Here is a 20152-nt window from a genome sequence, read left to right on the forward strand (position 1 = left end):
GCACCCGGAACAGGCATGACCCGCCTACATGAATTTATTACCCGCGAGGGAGCCGTATTTGTGCATGACAGGAGCTCAGGAACAATGAAAAGCATGATGCTGATTGCCAGCTTATTGCTGTTGAGTGCGTGCAATACCCCTTCCAGGGTGGGCCTGCCCGATGACCGTGCGCAAATCGAGGCCGGCCAGGCTGCGGGCCGTGCACTGGCTGGCAAGCCACTGCCGCCGGAGCGAATCCGCCCCGGCGACACGCTGCGCATCGTGCGCAACAGTGGCGAGGCACCGTCGATTTCGGCGTTTACCGCCAACTCCATCTATGAACTGACCCTGTTTCAGGTGCTCAACGACGGCACCTTTTCCTACCCTTACATCGGCACGGTGAAAGCCGCGGGCCTGACCCTCCAGCAGCTTAACGACCTGCTGGAAAGCAAACTGCAGACTGTTTACCGCGAGACCGCGCTGACGATCAACATTTCCCAGTCGCCGGGCAACACGGTGTTTGTCGGTGGCGCAGTGCGCAACTCGGTCACCTTGCCGGTCAACGTCGCCACCAACCTAGACCAGGCCATCGTCGGCGCGGGCGGCGTGGCGCTCGATGCCGATGCCGGTCAGGTCGCGCTTCTGCGTCAGGAAGAAAACGGGCTCTACAAGACCTACTTCTTCGATTACAGCAAGTTCCTCTGGGCGGGCGGCGTCGGTGGCCCTACCGCACCGGTCCTGTTGAAACGCGGCGATATCGTGTTCGTTCCCAAATCATCGGTCGGCAACAAGGTTGACGGCGTGTCCCTGTATTTCAACCAGTTGATCCCCTTCGCGAAGTCGATCGGCCTGGGCCTGAACTATGAGCTGCGCAACAACAATTAATTGTCAGGGAAACAGACATGATCAACATCCGCTCATTCCGCGACTTGCTGCGCCTGCTCTTCATCTTCCAGCGCGAAGTCAGGATTACCGTGCTGGCGACGTTCGTCATCATTCTTCTGGGCGCGTTTCTGCTCCCCAACCGCTATGAGTCCACCGCCCTGCTGCTGGTCAAGCCCGGCCGCGACAGCAGCACGGTGCCTATCGAGTTGTCCGACCGACAGGCCATCGTGATACCGAGCGGCCTGCGCGATCCGCTGCTCGACGAGGAGCGCATGCTAAGCGGGCGGCCGATCATGCGTGCCGTTTCCGAGAAATACCTCGCCGAGCTGTCCATGGTGCCGCCTGAAACGGGCGCTCTGGCCTCGGTGAAGAACGGCATCAAGACCGTCGTCGGGGCGCTCGTCAACGGCGTGCGCAGCGTTCTGCAATTCATCGGGCTGGTGGAACACCGCTCCCAGGCCGAGCGCCTGGCGGAGGATCTGGAGAAAAACTTCAAGGTCAGCCATGAGCCTGGCTCGTCGGTGATGGAACTGAGGTTTACCTGGAGCGACCCGGAAGTCGCGCAGACCGTACTCAAGACCTGGATCACCGAGTACCAGACGCAGCGCACCAAGACGCTGGGCCGGGTCAGCCTGTACGCGTTCTACGAAGGGGAAGTGAAGGCGACCGGTGCGAACATCATCGAGTACAAGAAGCAGATCCAGAACTACCTGAACCAGTTGAGCGCGGTAAGTATTTCCCAGCGTCTGGCGGACACCTCGCAGGCGCTCAACGATCTGCGCACCGAGCGCAACAACACCACCCGCTCGATTGCCTCGACCAAGGCAGGTCTGGACCTGCTGAAAAAACAACTGGCAGAGCAGCCCAAGACCGTCTCGGCAGGCCGCGAACTGGCCCTCAACCCCAATCGCCAGGACTTGCAGAACCGCATCAACGGCAAGGAAGTGGAACGTCAGGAGATGCTCCGCTCGTTCAAGGACGAGGCGCCGCCGATTCGTGCGATCAATGAGGAAGTCAGTAACCTCAAAAAACTGCTCAAGGAACAGGACGCCACCGTACAGCGCTCCGAAAGCATCACGCCCAACCCGATCTACAACCGCATGCAGAACGTGTACGCCGACCAGCAGACCAGCTACGCACGCCTGCAAACCCAGTTCATCCAGCAGAACGAGCAAATCGCGCAGCTGGAACGTGACCGCCAGCAGGCACTGAATCTGGAGCCGGAACTGTCACGCCTGCAGAACGAGCTGGATGCGGCAGAAAAAAGCTATGCGCTGTACAAAAACAGCCTGGAAAAATCGCGTATCGACCGTGAACTGGACAACAGTCAGATCAGTAATATCGCGACCATCGAGGAGGCGACCTTCAACCCCAGCCGGGTATTCCCGAAAAGCCTGATGATGCTGTTTCTGGCGTTCCCGCTGAGCGTCGTGGTCGGTGCCGTGGCGCTGTACTTCTTCTACCTGCTGGACCAGCGCATTCACGACGGCGACAAGATCGAGAGCAACTTCGGTGTTCCGGTCTGGACCAGCCTCCCCGACCTGGAACGTGCCCAGGAACGCAGTGCAGCCCTTACCTCGAACCTGCATCGGGTGTACGGCATTCTGCCGCTGGATCAGGTAGAAGAACGCGGTTTGACCATTGGCTTTACGTCGGTGAAGTACGGGGCCGGCGTGTCGTTCGTGATCGCGCGTTTGAGCACGCTGTTGATCGAACAGGGCCATCGGGTGCGTACCGAAGGCCGCAGTCCGGCCATTCCGGGCGAAATTGTGCTGATCAACGCTTCGGCACTGTCGGCGAATCAGGACGCCTTCGTGCTGTTGCGCAAGGCTGACCTGATCGTGCTGGTGGTTCGCGCCCAGGACACCACCGTGCCGATGCTGGAAGACACGTTGAACAACCTCAACACCGCGTTCAAGAAAGTCGACGGCATCATCATCAACCGTCGGCGCTTCGAAGTGCCTGAAAAAGTCTTGAGTTTTCTCAAGCGAATCGGGAGCAGAGGCTGATGCGAATAGCTTTGCTTGCGCCGCTGCCACCCGAGCAGAATGGCATCGCCGATTACGCCGGACATCTGCGCAATGCGCTTGAAGGCCTGGGTCTGCAGGTCACTACACCGCTGCAGGGCGTCGGCAACGATCCCCGCGCCGCAGAGCAGCGGGTGGCCGAAACTGACTGGAGCGGCATCGATCTGGTCCACGCTGAACTGGGCGGTGGGCGACTGGCAGAGTTTCAAGCGCTGCGCGCACTGCGTCGGCGTTTCCCCAAGCTGCCGTTGACCGCGACCGTACACGATCCCGAGCGGCTGGTCTGGCGGCGCGAAAAACTGCCCTGGCCGTTGTCGATGGTCAGCGGCATGCGCTCGCCGCTGCCGGAAATCGCCACGGTACTGGCCGACCCGCTGTGCCTGCATGAAGAACGGCAGCTGGCGCGGCACATGACCCGCCTGGTGACCCTGACCCAGGCGGGCAGCCATAGCCTGCGCCAGCGCATGGGGCTGACAGCGGCGCAGATGGCGGTCATCAATCACGGCAACCTCGACATCGCCCCCGCGCCGTTGCCGCCATTGAATCCCCTGCGCCTGTTGTATTTCGGTTTCATTTATCGCGGCAAGGGTATCGAGGATTTGCTCGATGCGCTGTCCAGCGTATTCACTGCCCAGCCTGCACTGCGCTCGACCGTGCGCCTGACCCTGGCCGGTGGCAGCGAGCCGGAAATGGCCTTCGGCCCTTCCGGCAGTTATCTGGAACAATTGCGACTGCGCATCCGCCAATTGGGCCTTGTCGATCTGATCGACTGGCAACTGGACCTGCCTGCCGAACAGATCCCGCAGGTTATCCAGGCCCACCACGTCATGGTTCTGCCCTATCGCGAGTCAAGCAAACTGAAGATTCTTGGCAAGCTGCGCGGCACCAGTGGCGCGCTGTCGTGGGCAGTGGCCTGTGGCAGAGGCGTCATTACCTCGGATGCACGCTCGTTTGCCGAAGAAGTCTCACATGGTAACGGCATGATCTACCCGCAAGGCGACGTCGACGGGCTGACGCAAGCCCTGACCCGCGCCTGCGCAACACCGGAACTGGTCAGGCAATGGGCCGATAACGCTGCGCAGATGGGCAAGGCCAGGGTCTGGAGCCATACCGCAGAACATTTTCAGAATGTATTTCGCCAGGCTTGCCAGGAGAAGTGACATGCAGCGTCCATCCAGATTCGGGCAACTCGTCACCCGCGTACTGCTCGGCGCAGCGCTGAGCTGTGCCGCGCAAGCGTCAACGGTCCTCAAGGCTCCCCGCGAGGTAGTATGGGCAGACTTTCTGGGCGTCAACGTGCAGTTTCAGTACTTCGCGCCTGACATCTATCAACAGCAGATGAGCCGTCTGGATGAACTGGGCCTGAACTGGGTGCGACTGACCATTCACTGGCCAGTAATCGAGCCGCAAAAGGACCGTTACGCCCTGACCGAGCTGGACGCCGCCATGGCCGCGATCAAGGCGCATAATTACAACACCTTGGCGTACCTGGTCGGGTCAGCGCCCTTCGCCAGCAGCGCGCCGGCCGGGGCAAAGGCCCGCGATCAATATCCGCCAACCGATTTCAACGTGTTCGCCGCACGCATGACCGCCCTGGCCCAGCGCTATCCTCAGGTCAACAACTGGCAGGTCTGGAACGAGCCGAACATCGTCTGGCTGCCCAAAGAGGACCCGGCTGCCTATAGCCGTTTGCTGACCACCACTGCCAATGCGATCCGTGCGGTGCTGCCGAGCAAGACGATCGTCACTGCGGGCATGGCTTACTACAGCCAGATGCACAGCACCTCCGGCTACATGCTGCAGACCCTGCTCGACAACGGTCTGGGCCAGCAGAATATTGTCGCGGCCTATCATCCCTACTCCGAGTACCCGGAAGGCGATTCCACACCGGATCGCGATTTCCTGGTGCGCGCCAATGCCATGAACCAGTTGTTGCACAGCAACGGCGTCAAGCAGGTGTGGGCCACTGAATGGGGCTGGTCGAGCTATGCAGGCCCGGTGGAGATGCAGCACCTGATTGGCACCTCCGGCCAGGCTGACTATACCCTGCGACGTCTGGCGCTGATGAGCGCCATGGATTTCCAGCGCATCTTCCTGTTCAACCTCAGCGATCTGGACGAGCGCGCCTCGGCCCGCGATCAGGGCTACGGACTGCTTGACCTGCAAGCCAGTCCCAAACCGGTCTACACCGCGCTGCAGAACTTTCTGAAAATCACCGGCCCGCGCCTGCTACCCGCCGAACCCCCAGCTGTAAGCAGCGTCCCGGACGACCTTTATGCCGTTCCGTGGACGCGTGCAGATGGCACGCATCTGCTGATGTTCTGGAGTGCGGCGGGCACGTCGCTGAATTTCCCGGCTATCACCGACGCTGTGGTTCACGACCCATTGACCGGTAGCCGCACCCCGCTATCCGGCAGCCAAGGCGTCACCCTGCTGCTGAAGCCGACTCTGCAAATTCTGGAATGGAAGCCCTGAGCCATGCGAATCCTGTGGACGCTCCCCTACCTGCCCTGGCCCACCACCAGTGGCGGCAAGACCCGGGAATACCATTTGCTGCGCAACCTGGCAGCGCGTGGCCATCGCATCACGCTGCTGGTGCAGTCCAAGAACCCGCTGGACGACGACGCTCGTGCGGCACTGGAGCCGTGGCTGGAACGCCTGATCGTGATCGATCGCCGCCCGCTGCTCAGCCTGCGTACCCTGCTGGCCGTGGCGTTTGCCGCGCCACCGATGCTGGCCAGCGTGAACGGCTACGCGCCGCAACTGGAAAAGGTCTTCGAACAGTTGCTGGAGGAGGACTGGGACATTATCCAGTTGCAGCACACTTATGCCTTTCAGCCCTTCGAGCGTGCGCTCAAGCGCTCTGGCAAGCCCTTCGTGCTGACCGAGCACAATGTCGAATCGGACCTCGGTGCCGCCAGCTACGACCGTCTGCCTCGCTGGGCCAATGCCTTCGCGGTCTATGACCGCTGGCGCTACCGGCGCTGGGAAACCCGCGTGTTTCGCCAGACCGGCGAGTTGATCGCGGTCACCGAGGACGATGCCAAGGCGCTTTCGCGTCTGAGCGGCAGGGCCACGTCCTATGTCGTAAACAGTGTCGACTGCGATTATTACGCCAGCGTCCATGCGGACCGTCACAGCCATCGCCTGCTGTTCATCGGCAACTATGAATACGGCCCGAATGTCGACGCCATCGAATGGGCGCTGGACGAAATCATGCCAAAGGTCTGGGCCTTGGCACCGCATGTGCGTTTTGCCATCGGCGGCTTCGGCATGCCCACGGCCTGGCGCGAGCGCTGGCCTGACCCGCGCATTGAATGGCTGGGTTTTGTGCCTGACCTGCGTGCCTTGCAGGCCACTGCCTCGATGTTCTTCGCGCCCCTGCGCCAGGGTGGCGGCTCAAAGCTCAAGACCCTGGAAGCCATGGCCGCCGGCCTGCCGGTAGTGACCACCGCGCAGGGGGTTTCCGGGCTGGCGGTGCGGCATGGCGAACATTACCTGGGCAGCGAGGATGCCTCCGGGCTGGCGACCCTGATCGCTGAATACACCGACAAACCACTGCAGCTCGAGCAGATTGGCGAGGCCGGCCGCGTTTATGTTCGCGCCCGACATGACTGGTCCGTTTCGGCCGCTCAGCTGGAAGTGATTTACACCCGTTTTTCGTTCTCCAAGCAAGGATTGCGCTCATGCGTATAGGACTCGACTACCGCGCCGCAGCCGGTTACCCCACCAGCGGCATCGGACGCCAGAACCTGGCGCTGGAACAGGCGTTTCGTGAACACCCGGACGTGCAATTGCAGCTGTTCGGCGTGGCCCCTTACGACCATCCGGTACGCCGCCTGATGCATGCCCCGCGCTGGGCCGCTCCATTGAATTCGGTGCATCGGCTGCCCGACCGCCTGCGCTTCGAAGGCCAGTTCCTGCCTGCAGCCCTGCGCGATGCCGGTATTCAGATCTATGTGGCCAATATCAACATGGGCCTGCCGCTGGGGCGCAAACCGGCCGGTATGCGCTACGTGCTGCAATTGCACGATCTGTTTCAGCTCACGCAGCACAACAGTCACGGCTCGCAACTGAAAGCCAGGCTCTACCGGATGACCGACTACCTGTCGATTGCCTGGTCGTTGAAGGTTGCCGACCAGATCTGGGTGCCCTCGCAGTTCACTGCAAACGAAGCTGCTCGTATGTTCCCCAGGATCAAGGCCAAGCTGCGCGTCATACCGCTGCTGGTGGAGGCGTTCAAGGGTGAGCCGGCCGACATCGCGCAACTACGCCTGCCGCTGCGTTACTGGCTGTGCGTGGGCACGCGCGAACCGCGCAAGAACATCAAATGGTTCGTGGATGCCTGGCAGACCGCGCGCATGCAATTCGTCGATACCCCGGAGCTGGTACTGGTCGGTGGCGATGATCCGCTGACCGAGGCCCAGCGCCAGTTACCGGGTCTGCATGTGCTCAGCGGCCTGAGCGACGCCGAACTGCACGCCGTCTACAAAAATGCCGAACGGCTCTGGCAACCCTCCAAAAGCGAAGGTTTCGGGCTGCCGGTGATCGAAGCACTGAACACCGGCACACCGGTTGCAGTGGCCACTGGCTCGTCGCTGGACGAAGTCGCCCCGCCCGACAGCCCGCGCTTTTCGCCAGTCGACAGCGGTAATCTGATCAGGTTGATGGGCTCACTTTCTCAGGCGCCCGAAGAGGATCCGGCGATTGCCAAAGACTGGACGCAGCGCTACCAGTTGGAAGCCTTTAGCGAACGCGTGCACGCGGCGCTGGAGGAATTGCGCTGATGCCAATGGCCTTACCCCTGGGGCTGCTGTTCAGCCTGCTGTTCGGCGTGATGATCTGGATGTTGCCCGCGCCCTTCGTGGTGGCGGCAGCAATCGGTATCGTGGCGGTTGCCACGATCATGCGTCGGCCGGTACGCGGGCTGCTGCTGTTCTGCCTGATCGGAACCTTCCTGCCCTACTCGACGGTTCAAATCGGCATTCGCACCACGGTGTCTGAAGCGCTGATCATGCTGACCTGGGCCAGCTACCTGCTGCATGCAGTCTTCCAGGAGCGCCAGCGTGTGCCCCATATGCTGCGACCCGAACGGCTGCTGGTGGCATTGATGCTGTTCAGTGCGTTTCCTTTTCTGGCCGGGCAGTTGACGGTTGTCGCCGAGGGCAACGGACCGATCAACTGGATACGCTGGTTGTTCAACCTGTCGATCCTGTTTCTGGTGCCACGCCTGCTGACCGACCTCAAGACGCTGGAAAATGCAGTCATCGCGCTGCTGGGCGGGACGCTGTTATTGCTGCTGCTCTCGATCGGAGTCTATGTCACCAAAGGCTCGGCCACTGCAATTATTCCGATCCTCGGCAGCCTGGGCTACAGCGGTGCCGACATCCTGAGCCAGAGCCTGCTTTCGCTCGCCAGCCGCATGGGCTCACCGTGGATGCACCCCAACGTGGCCGGGGGTGCGCTGGCGATGCTGCTGCCGCTAGCCTTCTGCTTCGGCATGACGCGCAGCGGCGCGGCTCGCAAGCTGGGCCTGACGGTGGCCGCACTGGGCGCGGTCGGCCTGTTGCTGACCGGATCACGCGGTGCGCTATTGAGCCTGATCGCGATGATGCTGCTGATGGCCCGGCGACGCATCCCGCACTTGGGACGGCTGCTGATGGGTGGATTGGTGGCCGGCATTGTTCTGCTTATGTTCTACCCGCCTCTGCAAGACCGCCTGATGGGGCTGTTCAGCGATGACGACGCCAGTACCGCGATTCGCTTTCTGGAATACAGCCATTTCCCCGATGCAGTTGCCACCTTCCCGTTCGGCATCGGTTTCAAGACCGACCCGCCGGTACTGGGCTACACAGAGTTTGGCATTTCCAACCTGTGGCTGAACTACATCTACAAGATCGGCATACCCGGCATGCTGCTGTTCATCGCCATTACCCTCAGTTGGTGGAAGGAAGTGCGCCCCGGGAGCGGCCGGGTCGTGCTGACTCGCGACAACGGCATTGCGCTGGGCTGCACCAGCGGTGTGCTGGCAGCGCTGTTCAGCGGCCTGTTCGACCATTACTTCAGTTTCACCAGTGTGCTGGTCGCATTTTTCTGGCTATTTGTCGGCATCAGCCTGTACGAAACCAGACGCCTGCGCGCCAGCGCCTACACAACACCCAGACATCTTGACGCCTCACACGAGCCGGGAGCCTCCTCATGAAACACCGCATGATGCATTCTCATAATCTCAGGGAGGCACTGCCCGATTACGCGCGCAAGATGGCGGTGCCGCTCGACGAGCTGGAAGCCGCCTACCAGTGGATGCTGGACAACGAAGTATGCTTTGAAACGCGGATCAAGGATCGTACCCTGTCGTTCATCTGCTACCTCAATATCGAGCCAAGAATCGAACACCCGCTGGCGCGACGCTTCTACAAGCTGCTGGCTATCGAAACCAAAGGCCCCCTCATCCCGCTGTACGGGATCAATTGGCCGACCCTGCGCGACCGCATGTTGCGGACCTGGGAGCAGGCGTACAACATCCTCATCTGCAAGATCCCCAGCCACACCCTGCGCCTGCTGTGGCTGCGCATCGGCGGCGCAAAGATCGGCAAGGGCTCGACGGTCTGGCGCAATACCGAGGTGCTGGGCGTCGACAGCCTGCGCATCGGCAATGACAGCACGGTGGGCTGGCACTGCCAGCTGGACGCACGCGGCGGCCTGGTGATCGGCGATCACGTCACCATCGCTTCACATGTGCTGATCATCGCCGGCGGACACGATCTCAACGAGCCTGAATTCTGGGCAGTAGGCGGGCCGGTGTTCATCGGCGACTACGCCTGGATCTGCAGCCGCGCGCTGCTTTCGTTCGGTGCCGACATCGGCGAAGGTGCCGTGGTGGGCGGTAACAGCGTGGTCTCCAAACCGGTTCCGCCCTACGCCATCGTCAGTGGCCCGAACGCGGAAATCAAGGGCGAGCGCGCTCGCGGCCTCAACTACAAGGTGGGCGGCAAAGGCCTGTTCACCTTGTTTCACTGATCAGAAGCGCAGGCGATGCTGGGTTCGACACTTTGGCTGACACTGGCCACCCTTACCGGGCTGGCTGCCGGATTTGCCCGCGAATGGCTATTGGTGGCGGCCTGGGGTGCCGGAGGCCAGAGCGACGCGTTTCTGGTTTCGATGTTCCTGCCCGAGGCGCTGCGCATGTCACTGGCGGCGGGCTTGCTCAGCGCCGCAGCCCTGCCCCTTTATCAGCAGCGCAGCGTTGAACGGCAACAGCGCTGGCTGGGAGGCATGGCACCGCGTCTGTTACTGACCGGGCTGGCAGTGAGTGTCATTCTGCTGTTGAGCGCCGGGGGGCTGGTGCGCCTGATCGGTCCGGGGCTGGACGCCGACGGCTACGCGCAGGCTGCCAGCGGCCTGCGCTGGCTGGCCTGGTGCGCACCGGGTTTCATGCTGCATGCGCTGTTTTGCGTACCGCTGCAGGCTCGCTCGCGCTTCGTGCTCGCCGGGCTCGGCTCGCTGCTGTTCAACCTGCCGCCGGTCATCTACCTCGCCACATTCAGCCATGCCTCGACGTCGACCGGGCTGGCCAGCGCGTGCGTGCTGGGTAGCGTGCTGATGCCGGGTGTGTTGTTGCCAGCCCTGTATCGCTCGGGCTGGCGGCCCTGGCAGTGGCAATCGGAAGCCGGCGCAATGCGTGAGCTGTTGCAGCGCATCGGCCCGCTGCTGAGCAGCAACCTGGCCAGCCAGGGGCTTGCCCTGCTGGAGCGCATGGTGGCTTCGCTGCTCGGCGAAGGCGCGGTGACTTGGGTCAACCTGGCGCGCAAATTGATCAACCTGCCGCTGATTGCCTTGATGAGCCTGAATCAGGTGTTACTCGGTCTGATGAGCGGCAGTGCCGGCGATCAGCGCCTGTCGCTGCTGAAACGCGGGCTGGGCAGCGCGACCTTGCTGACCCTGCCGGCGGTGGCCGGGCTGATCGGCGCGGCCGGGGCGCTGGTAACACTGTTGCTGCCCAATCAGACCCAGGGCGGGCCGCTACCGGAATTGCTGGCCTGGTTTGCCGTGCCGCTGATGTTCGGTGCCTGGAATGCCTTGCTGGCGCGCTATGCCTACGCCGCCGGTGACACACGCCTGCCGCTCAATTGCGAACTAGTCGGCAGTCTGTGCAATGCGCTGCTGCTCGGCGCACTGCCCGTCGCCTTCGGCCTGACCGGCATTGCCCTCGCCGCGCTGGGCGGTGCGCTGGTCACCGGCGTGCTGCTGATGCGCCGCCAGTCTTTGCTGCATGTCTTGCCGTGGCGCAGCCACTGGTTGCTGGCCAGCCTGCTGATGGCTATCGCCGCCCTGTTGCTGCATCCGTTGCACGACACCTGGCTGCAACTGGGCCTGAGCTGTGTTTATGGCGCACTACTGCTGGTCGGGTTGGCGTTGTGGCTCAAGCAGTGGCGTAACGTGTCAGCCTGATCGGCGGCCTGACGACAGGTTTCCCTGAAGCGCTCCAGGCTCGGCGAGATGAACTTGTCGCGATGCCTGATCATGAAAAACCGACGATTGAGCGGCGGCAGCGGGCTGGCGAGCGTGCGCAACTGCCCGCTGGCCAGCAGGTCGGCAACCACACGACCGGATAGACAACTGATACCGATGCCTTGCGCGAGGGTGCGCATGATCGCTTCCGAGCTGCCTACCTGACGCATATCCTGCAGGTCATGCAAATGCCTGAGCAGCAAGTGTTCGACCTCTTCGCGCGTTCCCGAACCCTGCTCACGCAGCAGCCACTCCGCGCTCTGCAGTTCGCCCAGCGACACGTGTTCCTGCCCGGCCAGCGGATGAGCGCTGCCGGCGACGATGAGCATTTCATCGACCAGCCATGGCTCGGCGATCAGCTCAGGCAGATGACAGGGTGCCTCTATCAGACCCATGTCGATTTCAAACTGCGCGACCTTGCGAGCAATCAGCGCGCTGTTGCCGATGTCCACATCGATTCGCAGCTGAGGCGTCGAGCCGCGCAGTGCCCCGACGATCTGCGGCACAACGTAATTGCCGATGGTGCTGCTACTGCCGATGCGCAGGCGAGCATTCAACGCCGCGTCGGGCAACAGAAAGCTGTCCTCGATCTGCTGGGCGTTTTCCAGCATTTTCATGGCTCGCGGCAGCAGTGCCTGCCCGCTGTCATTGAGCAGCAGACGCTTGCCCACCCGGTCAAACAAACGCGTACCCAGCGCGCTTTCCAGCTCGTTCAATGCCGCGCTGGTGGCTGACTGGGACAGCGCCAGAGCGCTACCTGCGCTGGTGGTGCTGCCACAGCGGGTGATCGCGCAAAAAATCTGTAATTGCCGCAGGTTGATTCTCAAGGCCATCTCTCTCGCCGGGTAGACCTACCTGAAAAACAGGTAACTATGAGAGAGATTACCCGTTTAGAAGATTGACTGTCGATCCGTAGACTGATGGCAAGTCCCGAAATCACCAGCAGGAGACTGCCATGAGCAGACTCGCAATCCTCATCAAGGGCAACGCCCCCTTCGCAGCACTGACCAGCCCGCTGGAGGCGATTCGGCAGTTCACCCCCAACTGGTTCGCCGTGACCATGGGCACCGGGATTCTGTCGCTGGCGCTGGCTCAACTGCCGGGTAGCCCTGCCCCGCTGCGCGCGCTGGGTGAAGCGTTGTGGTTCCTGAACATCGCCCTGTTCACGCTGTTCAGCGTGATGTACGCCAGCCGCTGGTTGCTGTTTTTCGATGAGGCACGTCAGGTCTTCGGGCACTCCACCGTGTCGATGTTCTTCGGCACCATTCCCATGGGCCTGGCGACCATCATCAACGGCCTGCTGGTGTTCGGGCCGGCGCGCTGGGGCAGTGCCATTGTCCCGGTTGCTGAAGCCTTGTGGTGGCTGGACGTGGCGATGGCCCTGGCGTGTGGGGTGCTGATCCCTTTCATGATGTTCACCCGTCAGGAGCACAGCATCGAGAAGATGACTGCTGTCTGGTTGTTACCGGTGGTCGCGGCAGAAGTTGCAGCGGCCTGTGGGGGATCGCTGACAACGCATCTTGCGGGCGCTGACTCGCAGTTCACGGTGCTGATCACCAGCTACGTACTGTGGGCCTATTCGGTGCCCGTGGCGTTGAGCATTCTGGTGATTCTGCTGTTGCGCCTGGCGCTGCATAAACTGCCCCACGAAAGCATGGCCGCCTCCAGTTGGCTGGCACTCGGTCCCATCGGTACGGGCGCACTGGGCATGCTGGTGATGGGCAGCGACGCCCCGGCTGTCTTCGCCGCCCACGGCCTTGCATCCATCGGTACGGTGGCAGCAGGCATCGGTGTGCTGGTCGGTATGCTGTTCTGGGGGCTGGGTCTGTGGTGGATGGCGCTGGCCGTGCTGATTACAGCGCGCTACGTGAAACAGGGTATCGGCTTCAACCTGGGCTGGTGGGCGTTCACCTTTCCACTCGGCGTGTACGCAGTGGCGACGCTCAAACTCGGCGCCACCCTGCATCTGGGCTTCTTCGATGTCTTTGGCACGTGGCTCGTGGCGCTGCTGGCGCTGATGTGGTCGGTCGTGTCGATACGCACTCTGGCCGGCGCCTACCGGGGTTACCTGTTCGTCTCGCCCTGCATCGCAGCACAAGGGTGCGTCCGCCGGTAAGTTTCCTTGAACTTACCTCGGCGGCGAGGCGCCTGAGAGGAATATCTTCATGACAGAGAGCCTCCATGCCCAACTCAGCATTTTCCGCCAGCCACTTTTCCGGCAACCACGCCGCTCGCGATGAAAACATCGTCATCAACTCCTACACTACCGTGCTGCGCAAAACGGGCGTTCCCCATGAGTTGTTCGCGACTTACTGGCGCGACGTTCATGGCCCGCTGTGCGCCAGGCTTGAAGGCCTGGGCTGGTATGTTCAGCATCACCTGACGCGGGAAAAGGACGGCCATCTGTGGCCAGTCATCGAAGGCGTTACGGCCTTGCCTGACTACGTACTGGATGGTGGCGTGGAGATCGGCTTTCTGTCCGCCGAAGCGCAGAAACAATTCAAGGATGCCAGCGCCCTGCTGTTCTCCGACGAGCAGAACATGTTCGAGGAAACCATCGCCTACGACGTACCGGATGGCTCCAGCACGCTGGTGGATCGCCTGCCTGACCCGATCCCCAACGAAACCGCCACACTGGACAAGATGCATCTGCACTTTCATCTCGCCAGCGCTGACCTGCCTGCAGCGCGAAAAGCCATTGAGCAACTCGCCAGTGACATGGCGAGTTCCGATGCCGTGCTGAAACTGCGCCTGCACCTCGCACAACCTTACGATAACGCCAAGCCTGCACCGCCTGCGCCGGATGTTAATCATGAGGTCGAAGCGTCGCGCCTGAATATCGTCATGATGGAGTTGGTGTTCGAATCGGCCTGGACGCGCCGGACCTACTATGCCAGTGAGCAGTTCAAGACGATCACTCAAGGCATCAGCAAGCATGTTCGCTACATCACGCCGTTCGGTGTCAGCGGTGTCTACACCTACGTACGCGATGCGCTGATGACCACTGCTGGTGTGCGTGGCAGCAGGCAGGCAGAGCTGATTCGTCAATTGGGTGCGATCAACCAGACCCGGCCCGAGATCGAAAGCCTGTTTGGTGCGCCGTCGACGTTTTAATATATCTGCCCCGCATGTCTGCTTTAACCGGCACGATTCGGAATCGTGCTTTACTCAGCAAAATGGAATTGGGTGATGCCTGTGAAAGCTTTGACGACTCGTGAGGTGTATCAGCAACTGCGGGATGCTGCGATGGGTACACGGTCGCTGAAGTTTACCGGCACACCCTCCGGCTTCGGGCTGCAACAGGTGGACATCGACGGCTGGCTGCTGACGCTGGAAGTCACCGAGGGCAGCCCGACCCGCTGTCGGGCGTGCCGCTGTCCGCTGGGTCGGGAAGGCTCGTTCGAAAGCTGGCTGCGCACTGATCCGGTGAGTTTGCTCAGTGGCTGGGAGCATGCGCAGATCGAGCGGTTGCTGGGTGAGGCGGCAGCCGGGCAGCTTGGGCTCGATCAGGTTCCGGGGCAGTCACCTGAATCTCAATGAGCGGTGCTTTAACTGCCTGGTTATGTTTGACCGAGGCACCTCTCGTTACTCATCGTCCGTACTCATCGTTATACACAAGTCTGCTTTTGATTCTGGCCGAAGGCCGTGGGAGCGAACTTGTTCGCGAAGGGGGCTGTATAATCGCCGAAAATACATCGACTGAAACACCGTCTTCGCGAACAAGCGAAGCGTCACCCGGCTCACTTCCACGCCCTTCGGGCAGAAGCCTGTAAGTCCTTTATTCCGGGCATTCTAGAACGTGTGTATAACGCTGAGCGCTGCGCGTGGGAGTGCAGTTCGTGACGCTCGGCGTCACACAGCGGTTCTGCGATTTCAGGTGGACTGGGGTTCGACTCAGGCCTCCTTTTCGACCATCAGCGAGTGATTTTGATAAGGCTAAAGTAACCTCACACTCTGTGCCGTCAGTGCCATTGTGGTTGAAAAGTGCTTTGCTCGGACTCAGCCCATTGCTGAATCGTTTAACTCGGCGTTAAATAGCTGTTCAGATGATAGGCAACACCATAATTCCAATAATTACAGAAGGACCACCACCATGAAATCCCTTCCTCTGCTCGTAGGCTTCGGTGCTCTTACAGCCGCTTCCAGTGTGTTCGCCTGGGATTACGTGCTGCTCGACACCGACAAGGCTGCGCAGAATCAGCAGATCACCAGTCAGCAACTGGGCGTCAAGACCGACAAGCCGTTCACTGTCACGATGCGTACGCTGCATGGCGGTCGTCAGGAGGACGTGAGCATCATCGATATCGACAATGGCACGATGAAGCTGTCAGTCGTCCCGACCCGTGGCATGAATGTGCTGCAGGCGTCAGTCGGCGATGTGCGCATGGGCTGGGATTCGCCGGTCAAGGACGTGGTCAATCCGGCCTTCATCGAGCTTAATGGCCGCGGCGGCCTGGGCTGGCTGGAAGGTTTCAACGAGTTGGTAGCTCGCTGCGGCTACGAGTGGGTGGGCCATCCGGGGATGGACAACGGCGAGTTGCTGACCCTGCACGGCCGTGCCGCCAACATTCCGGCGAGCAAGGTGACACTGCAGATCGACGAAAAACCGCCGTACGCAATCCGCCTCAAGGGCGAATTGAAGGAGCAGGCGTTCAAGAAGGTCGACTTCTCGGTGCAGACCGAACTGGTCACCGAGCCAGGCAGCACAAGCTTTTCGCTCAACGATACGCTGACCAACAATGGCGACTATCCGAAGGAATACCAGGCTCTGTACCACAGCAACTTCAGCACGCCGTTGCTTGAGCAAGGGGCGCGTTTCGAAGCGCCGGTCAAGCAGGTCTCCCCGTTCAACGACAAAGCCAAGGGTGATCTCGGCGACTGGCAGACCTACCGCGCACCGACGCCGGATTACGACGAGACGGTCTACAACGTCGTGCCCTACGCCGATGCCAAGGGTGACACGCTGACCGTGCTGCACAACAAGGCTGGCAGCCTGGGCGTGTCGGTCGGTTTCAATACCAAGCAGTTGCCGGTGTTCTCGCTGTGGAAAAACACCGACACCAAAGGTCAGGGCTACGTCACCGGGCTGGAACCGGGGACCAGCTTCTCCTATAACCGTCGCTTCCAGCGCCCGCTGAATCTGGTACCAACCATTGCCCCGAAAGAGCAACGTCAGTTCCAGATCAGTTACAGCCTGCTGGCTGACAAAGGCGCGGTCGACAAAGCCCTTGGACAGGTCAAGCACATTCAGGACGGTCGCGAGACCGAAGTGCGCAAAGAGCCGCTGGTGGATCTGACCAAAGAGCAATGATCCTCATCTGACGTTTCTCCAACGCAGCGCTGAAACAGGGCCGGATGTCGACGCAAGCCATTACGTCGACATCCGGCCCTGCTCGTTCCGGTGGTAAAAAATTCTCACAACACTTGAGGTTTTCGCCTGTCTACACCCTCTCAACCCTCCGAAGACGAGCATGCACATGAAAATCCTGATGGTTTTGACATCCCATGACCAACTGGGCGGCACCGGCAAGAAAACCGGTTTCTGGCTCGAAGAGTTCGTTGCGCCGTATTACGCGTTCAAAGAGGCCGGTGCCGACATTACGCTGGTTTCTCCGAAAGGCGGTCAACCACCGCTGGACCCGAAAAGCGATGAGCCCGACGCTCAGACCGAAGACACCAAGCGCTTCTCCAAAGATGCTGATGCACAGAAAGCGCTCGCTAACACCGGCCTTCTGTCTGGCGTCAATGCTGCCGATTTCGATGCCGTGTTCTATCCGGGCGGTCACGGCCCGCTGTGGGACCTGGCTGAAGACAAGCACTCCATCGCGCTGATCGAGGCCTTTGCCAAGGCAGACAAGCCACACGGGATGGTCTGCCACGCACCTGGCATATTGCGTCACGTAAAAGCGCCGGACGGCCAGCCGCTGGTCAAAGGCCGCCGCGTCACAGGCTTCACCAACAGCGAAGAAGAAGCGGTCGGCCTGACCAAGGTCGTGCCTTTTCTGGTCGAAGACACGCTCAAGCAACTGGGCGGTGACTATTCCAAGGGCGACGACTGGGGCGTCTACGTGCTGACCGACGGCAAACTGGTGACCGGCCAGAACCCGGCCAGCTCGGCGCAGGCCGCCAAAGACCTGATCACTCTGCTGAGCTGATCGATCTGCGCGGTTCGGCGTCCGACGCTATCAGCATCGGGCAACGGACCGCGCGTCATTTAAATCGAATCTTGCATCCGCCACACTGACCAATAACCACACCCCCCGACAATAAGGAATACGGTCATGGCTGATGAATCCAAACGCGAAGACCTCGATCACAAGCCTGAAAACGCCGGCAAAGTGGGCGAGAAAAACAAACAGCTCAATCAGCAGGGTGAACAGGCCCGACCCGCCACCTCGCCCGACCCGCAGAAAGACAAGTCCGGCAACTGATACCGCGTCAGAGCAAGCCGCGTTCGGCACACACCTTCACGACTTGTTCACGCAGCCAGCCACTGGCTTCGTCTCGATCCGCCTGGGCGCTCCATAGCATGTCCAGACTGAAGCCAGGCAGGTCAGGCGGCAGTTCGAATACGGAAATCCACAGTTCATTACCCAGCAGCGTTTGAATACGGCGTGGCAGCACCAGCATGAAATCCGTGCCTTCCAGCAACTGCAAGGCTGCGCGGTAGCTATTGGCCCGTGCGACGATATTGCGCTCAAGCCCCTGCCGCTGCAGCCAGCCATCCACCATGTTGGTATCGGACGTCCACGGCGTCGGGTAGACATGGCGGTGCTGGATAAAGGTTTGCAGGTCGATCAGGGCGCTGAGCGGCGCGAACCTGGAATCCATGACGCACACCAGATCATCCTCCATCAACACCTGCGAAATCAGACTGTCCGGGACTCGGTGAAAACCAGGCCCGAAGTACAGGGCAAGGTCAAACAGGCCATCGTTCAATTGCTCGGCAGGCAACTGCTTTTCAAGCTTTTGCACATTGACCGTCACCGAGCAACCGGCGGCAGCGAAGTCACGCAGCAGATGCGGCAATACCAGCAGCTCGAAATACTCAGGGGCACAGACCGTGAAGGTCGTTTGTGTGCGAGTCGGGTCGAACAGATCGAGGCCGTTATGGCACAGATTGACCGAGCGGAGAATCTGCTGCACATGGTCGTGCATGGCCAGCGCCTTGCGGGTCGGACGCATGCCGTTGCGAGTACAGATGAACAGATCGTCCTCGAAGTTCGCACGCAGCTTTTTCAGGCAATAACTGACCGTCGACTGGCTGACATGCAACGCTTCCGCGACCAGGGTCAGGTTGCGCTGCTCATACACCGAGACAAAGACCATCAGGTCCTGCATGTCCAGCTTTCTCAGGGCATTACTGTTAAGCATCAAGGTATCTCGCTGGCGCTGTGACCGGGCGGTCAGGTCAACGCGCACAAGATAGCATCAAAATGCAATCATGCCGCCTCCCTGCCAGTGATGACAGGTTCGTCGAGTGCGTTGCGCAGATGATCAGCATAACGTCGGGGGTCGAGTCGCACCACCATCAACAGCATGATCGCGACCAACGCCATCAGTGCCCACCACGCCCCCTCAAAACTGCCCGTCAGGTCACGAATGACGCCGGCAAGCAGCGGCGAAAGGCTGGCGATCAGATAACCCACGCCTTGCACGAATGCCGTCAGGCCACCCGCCTGCTGTGGATCATCGAAATGATCCATGGACACGATCAGGCTCAGCGGAAAGAGACCGCCAATCCCCAACCCCAGCAGGCATGTCCACAGCAGGCCCAGCTGTTGCGGCATCAGAATCAGCCCGGCAAAGCCAGTCGTCATCAACGTCAGCAGTACAACCAGCGCCACGCGCTTATCGCGACTGCGGTTGGCCAGCGCCGGAGCCAGCAGACCCGATACGACCTCCATCAGGGTCAGAAAGCCCAGCAGCAGCCCTGCACTCTGCTCACTCCAGCCATTCTCCAGATAATACGGCGCCAGCCAGGCCAACACGCAGGTATAGGACGCCGTGCCAAGGCCGAAGAAAATCCCCAGCATCCAGGCCCGAGGCATGTGAAAAAAAGTCTGCCGGTGCCCTGCAGCGGTTGACGCGTCGGACTGCAAAGCGTGCCGCTGGGCAAACCAGAAGCACATCGCCAGAAGAGCCAGTAGCGACCAGACCGCCAGGCCGACGCGCCAACTGCCACTGCTGTCCATCACCAGAGGGCTGAATGAAGCAGCCAATGCGGCGCCACCCATAATCGCGGTCACATAAAATCCCATGTACAAGGACACGTTGGCCTTGAAACGCAATTTGATCAACGCAGGCATCAGCGCCTGAATCAAGGCGATACCAAGCCCCGCCAGCACAGCGCTGAGGATCAGTTCAGCAGCAGAATCGAGAAACAGACGCGCCACGGTTGCCAAACCGATTAACGCCAGTGAAAGCAGGATGCTGCGATAGGATCCCAGGTAACGAGCGATGCCCATGCCGAAAAACATTGCCAGTCCCATGCTCATGACCGGCAACATGGTCAGCAACGACGCCGTTCCGAAACCGAGCGGAACGTCCAGCCGAATCGCCACCAGCAATGGACCGACCGCAGCCATCGACGGGCGCAGGTTCAGCGCCACCAACAGGACACTGATCATCAACCCCATATTCTGAACTGCCGAACCACGCATCTGCATACCGTCACCATCGCTATTGATGGTCACGATTAGGCCGGGCGCGTGCTCAAGTGACAAATCAAAATCTGGGCCATGCTATTT

18 protein-coding genes are annotated in these 20152 nt (G+C 60.8%); 15 read left to right on the forward strand and 3 right to left on the reverse strand.

What is annotated here, in order from left to right; genetic code table 11:
* The first annotated feature begins 84 nt into the window (after positions 1 to 84).
* The 9 genes from JOE39_RS10320 to JOE39_RS10360 are packed head-to-tail and all read left to right on the forward strand — an operon-like array spanning position 85 to position 11342.
* Positions 85 to 864, forward strand: a complete 780-nt coding sequence (locus JOE39_RS10320) for a polysaccharide biosynthesis/export family protein (protein WP_003427153.1) — start codon at positions 85 to 87, stop codon at positions 862 to 864.
* A 17-nt stretch (positions 865 to 881) separates the two neighbouring features.
* Positions 882 to 2873, forward strand: coding sequence for an exopolysaccharide transport family protein (locus JOE39_RS10325; RefSeq protein ID WP_004417176.1), 1992 nt, complete (start codon positions 882 to 884; stop codon positions 2871 to 2873).
* Positions 2873 to 4051, forward strand: coding sequence for a glycosyltransferase (locus tag JOE39_RS10330; RefSeq protein WP_024664515.1), 1179 nt, complete (start codon positions 2873 to 2875; stop codon positions 4049 to 4051). The genes JOE39_RS10325 and JOE39_RS10330 overlap by 1 nt, the downstream gene beginning before the upstream one ends.
* A gap of 1 nt (position 4052) precedes the next feature.
* On the forward strand, positions 4053 to 5366 hold the full coding sequence (locus tag JOE39_RS10335) for a cellulase family glycosylhydrolase (RefSeq protein WP_003391565.1): 1314 nt from the start codon (positions 4053 to 4055) through the stop codon (positions 5364 to 5366).
* A gap of 3 nt (positions 5367 to 5369) precedes the next feature.
* Positions 5370 to 6587, forward strand: coding sequence for a glycosyltransferase family 4 protein (locus JOE39_RS10340; protein ID WP_003391563.1), 1218 nt, complete (start codon positions 5370 to 5372; stop codon positions 6585 to 6587).
* On the forward strand, positions 6578 to 7678 hold the full coding sequence (locus JOE39_RS10345; protein WP_024664516.1) for a glycosyltransferase family 1 protein: 1101 nt from the start codon (positions 6578 to 6580) through the stop codon (positions 7676 to 7678). Before JOE39_RS10340 ends, JOE39_RS10345 begins: the two co-directional genes overlap by 10 nt.
* Positions 7678 to 9093, forward strand: a complete 1416-nt coding sequence (locus JOE39_RS10350) for an O-antigen ligase family protein (protein WP_046266264.1) — start codon at positions 7678 to 7680, stop codon at positions 9091 to 9093. Before JOE39_RS10345 ends, JOE39_RS10350 begins: the two co-directional genes overlap by 1 nt.
* Positions 9090 to 9911 carry an acyltransferase gene (locus tag JOE39_RS10355; RefSeq protein WP_024664518.1) on the forward strand — a complete coding sequence of 274 codons (822 nt, stop codon included), beginning with the start codon at positions 9090 to 9092 and terminating at the stop codon, positions 9909 to 9911. The genes JOE39_RS10350 and JOE39_RS10355 overlap by 4 nt, the downstream gene beginning before the upstream one ends.
* A gap of 15 nt (positions 9912 to 9926) precedes the next feature.
* Positions 9927 to 11342 (forward strand): lipid II flippase MurJ, encoded by a 1416-nt coding sequence (locus tag JOE39_RS10360; protein ID WP_046266265.1) that lies wholly within the window; start codon positions 9927 to 9929, stop codon positions 11340 to 11342.
* Here the strand turns inward: JOE39_RS10360 and JOE39_RS10365 are convergent.
* On the reverse strand, positions 11276 to 12229 hold the full coding sequence (locus tag JOE39_RS10365; RefSeq protein WP_029572849.1) for a LysR family transcriptional regulator: 954 nt from the start codon (positions 12227 to 12229) through the stop codon (positions 11276 to 11278). The genes JOE39_RS10360 and JOE39_RS10365 overlap by 67 nt on opposite strands.
* Before the next feature lie 128 nt (positions 12230 to 12357).
* On the opposite strand from JOE39_RS10365, the gene JOE39_RS10370 reads away from it, so the two are divergent.
* The 6 genes from JOE39_RS10370 (at position 12358) to JOE39_RS10395 (ending at position 17833) form a co-directional block, all read left to right on the forward strand.
* Positions 12358 to 13518 carry a TDT family transporter gene (locus JOE39_RS10370; protein WP_024664521.1) on the forward strand — a complete coding sequence of 387 codons (1161 nt, stop codon included), beginning with the start codon at positions 12358 to 12360 and terminating at the stop codon, positions 13516 to 13518.
* Positions 13519 to 13583: 65 nt separating this feature from the next.
* Complete coding sequence (locus JOE39_RS10375) at positions 13584 to 14516, forward strand: hypothetical protein (protein ID WP_046266267.1); 933 nt, start codon at positions 13584 to 13586, stop codon at positions 14514 to 14516.
* 75 nt (positions 14517 to 14591) lie between these two features.
* On the forward strand, positions 14592 to 14942 hold the full coding sequence (locus JOE39_RS10380; protein ID WP_003391544.1) for a hypothetical protein: 351 nt from the start codon (positions 14592 to 14594) through the stop codon (positions 14940 to 14942).
* Between the two features lie 553 nt (positions 14943 to 15495).
* Positions 15496 to 16713, forward strand: a complete 1218-nt coding sequence (locus JOE39_RS10385) for an aldose 1-epimerase family protein (protein ID WP_046266268.1) — start codon at positions 15496 to 15498, stop codon at positions 16711 to 16713.
* 166 nt (positions 16714 to 16879) lie between these two features.
* Positions 16880 to 17557, forward strand: a complete 678-nt coding sequence (locus JOE39_RS10390) for a type 1 glutamine amidotransferase domain-containing protein (protein ID WP_024665161.1) — start codon at positions 16880 to 16882, stop codon at positions 17555 to 17557.
* Between the two features lie 126 nt (positions 17558 to 17683).
* Positions 17684 to 17833, forward strand: a complete 150-nt coding sequence (locus tag JOE39_RS10395) for a hypothetical protein (protein ID WP_002554136.1) — start codon at positions 17684 to 17686, stop codon at positions 17831 to 17833.
* Positions 17834 to 17840: 7 nt separating this feature from the next.
* Here JOE39_RS10395 and JOE39_RS10400 read toward each other — a convergent pair whose 3' ends face one another.
* A complete protein-coding gene (locus tag JOE39_RS10400) occupies positions 17841 to 18776 on the reverse strand; it encodes a LysR family transcriptional regulator (protein ID WP_024665162.1) in 936 nt (311 codons plus the stop codon).
* Between the two features lie 68 nt (positions 18777 to 18844).
* A complete protein-coding gene (locus JOE39_RS10405) occupies positions 18845 to 20071 on the reverse strand; it encodes a cyanate transporter (RefSeq protein WP_024665163.1) in 1227 nt (408 codons plus the stop codon).
* Positions 20072 to 20152 lie beyond the last annotated feature (81 nt).

Origin of the sequence: Pseudomonas sp. PvP100 (assembly GCF_017833055.1) — a bacterium.
Lineage (GTDB): Bacteria > Pseudomonadota > Gammaproteobacteria > Pseudomonadales > Pseudomonadaceae > Aquipseudomonas > Aquipseudomonas syringae.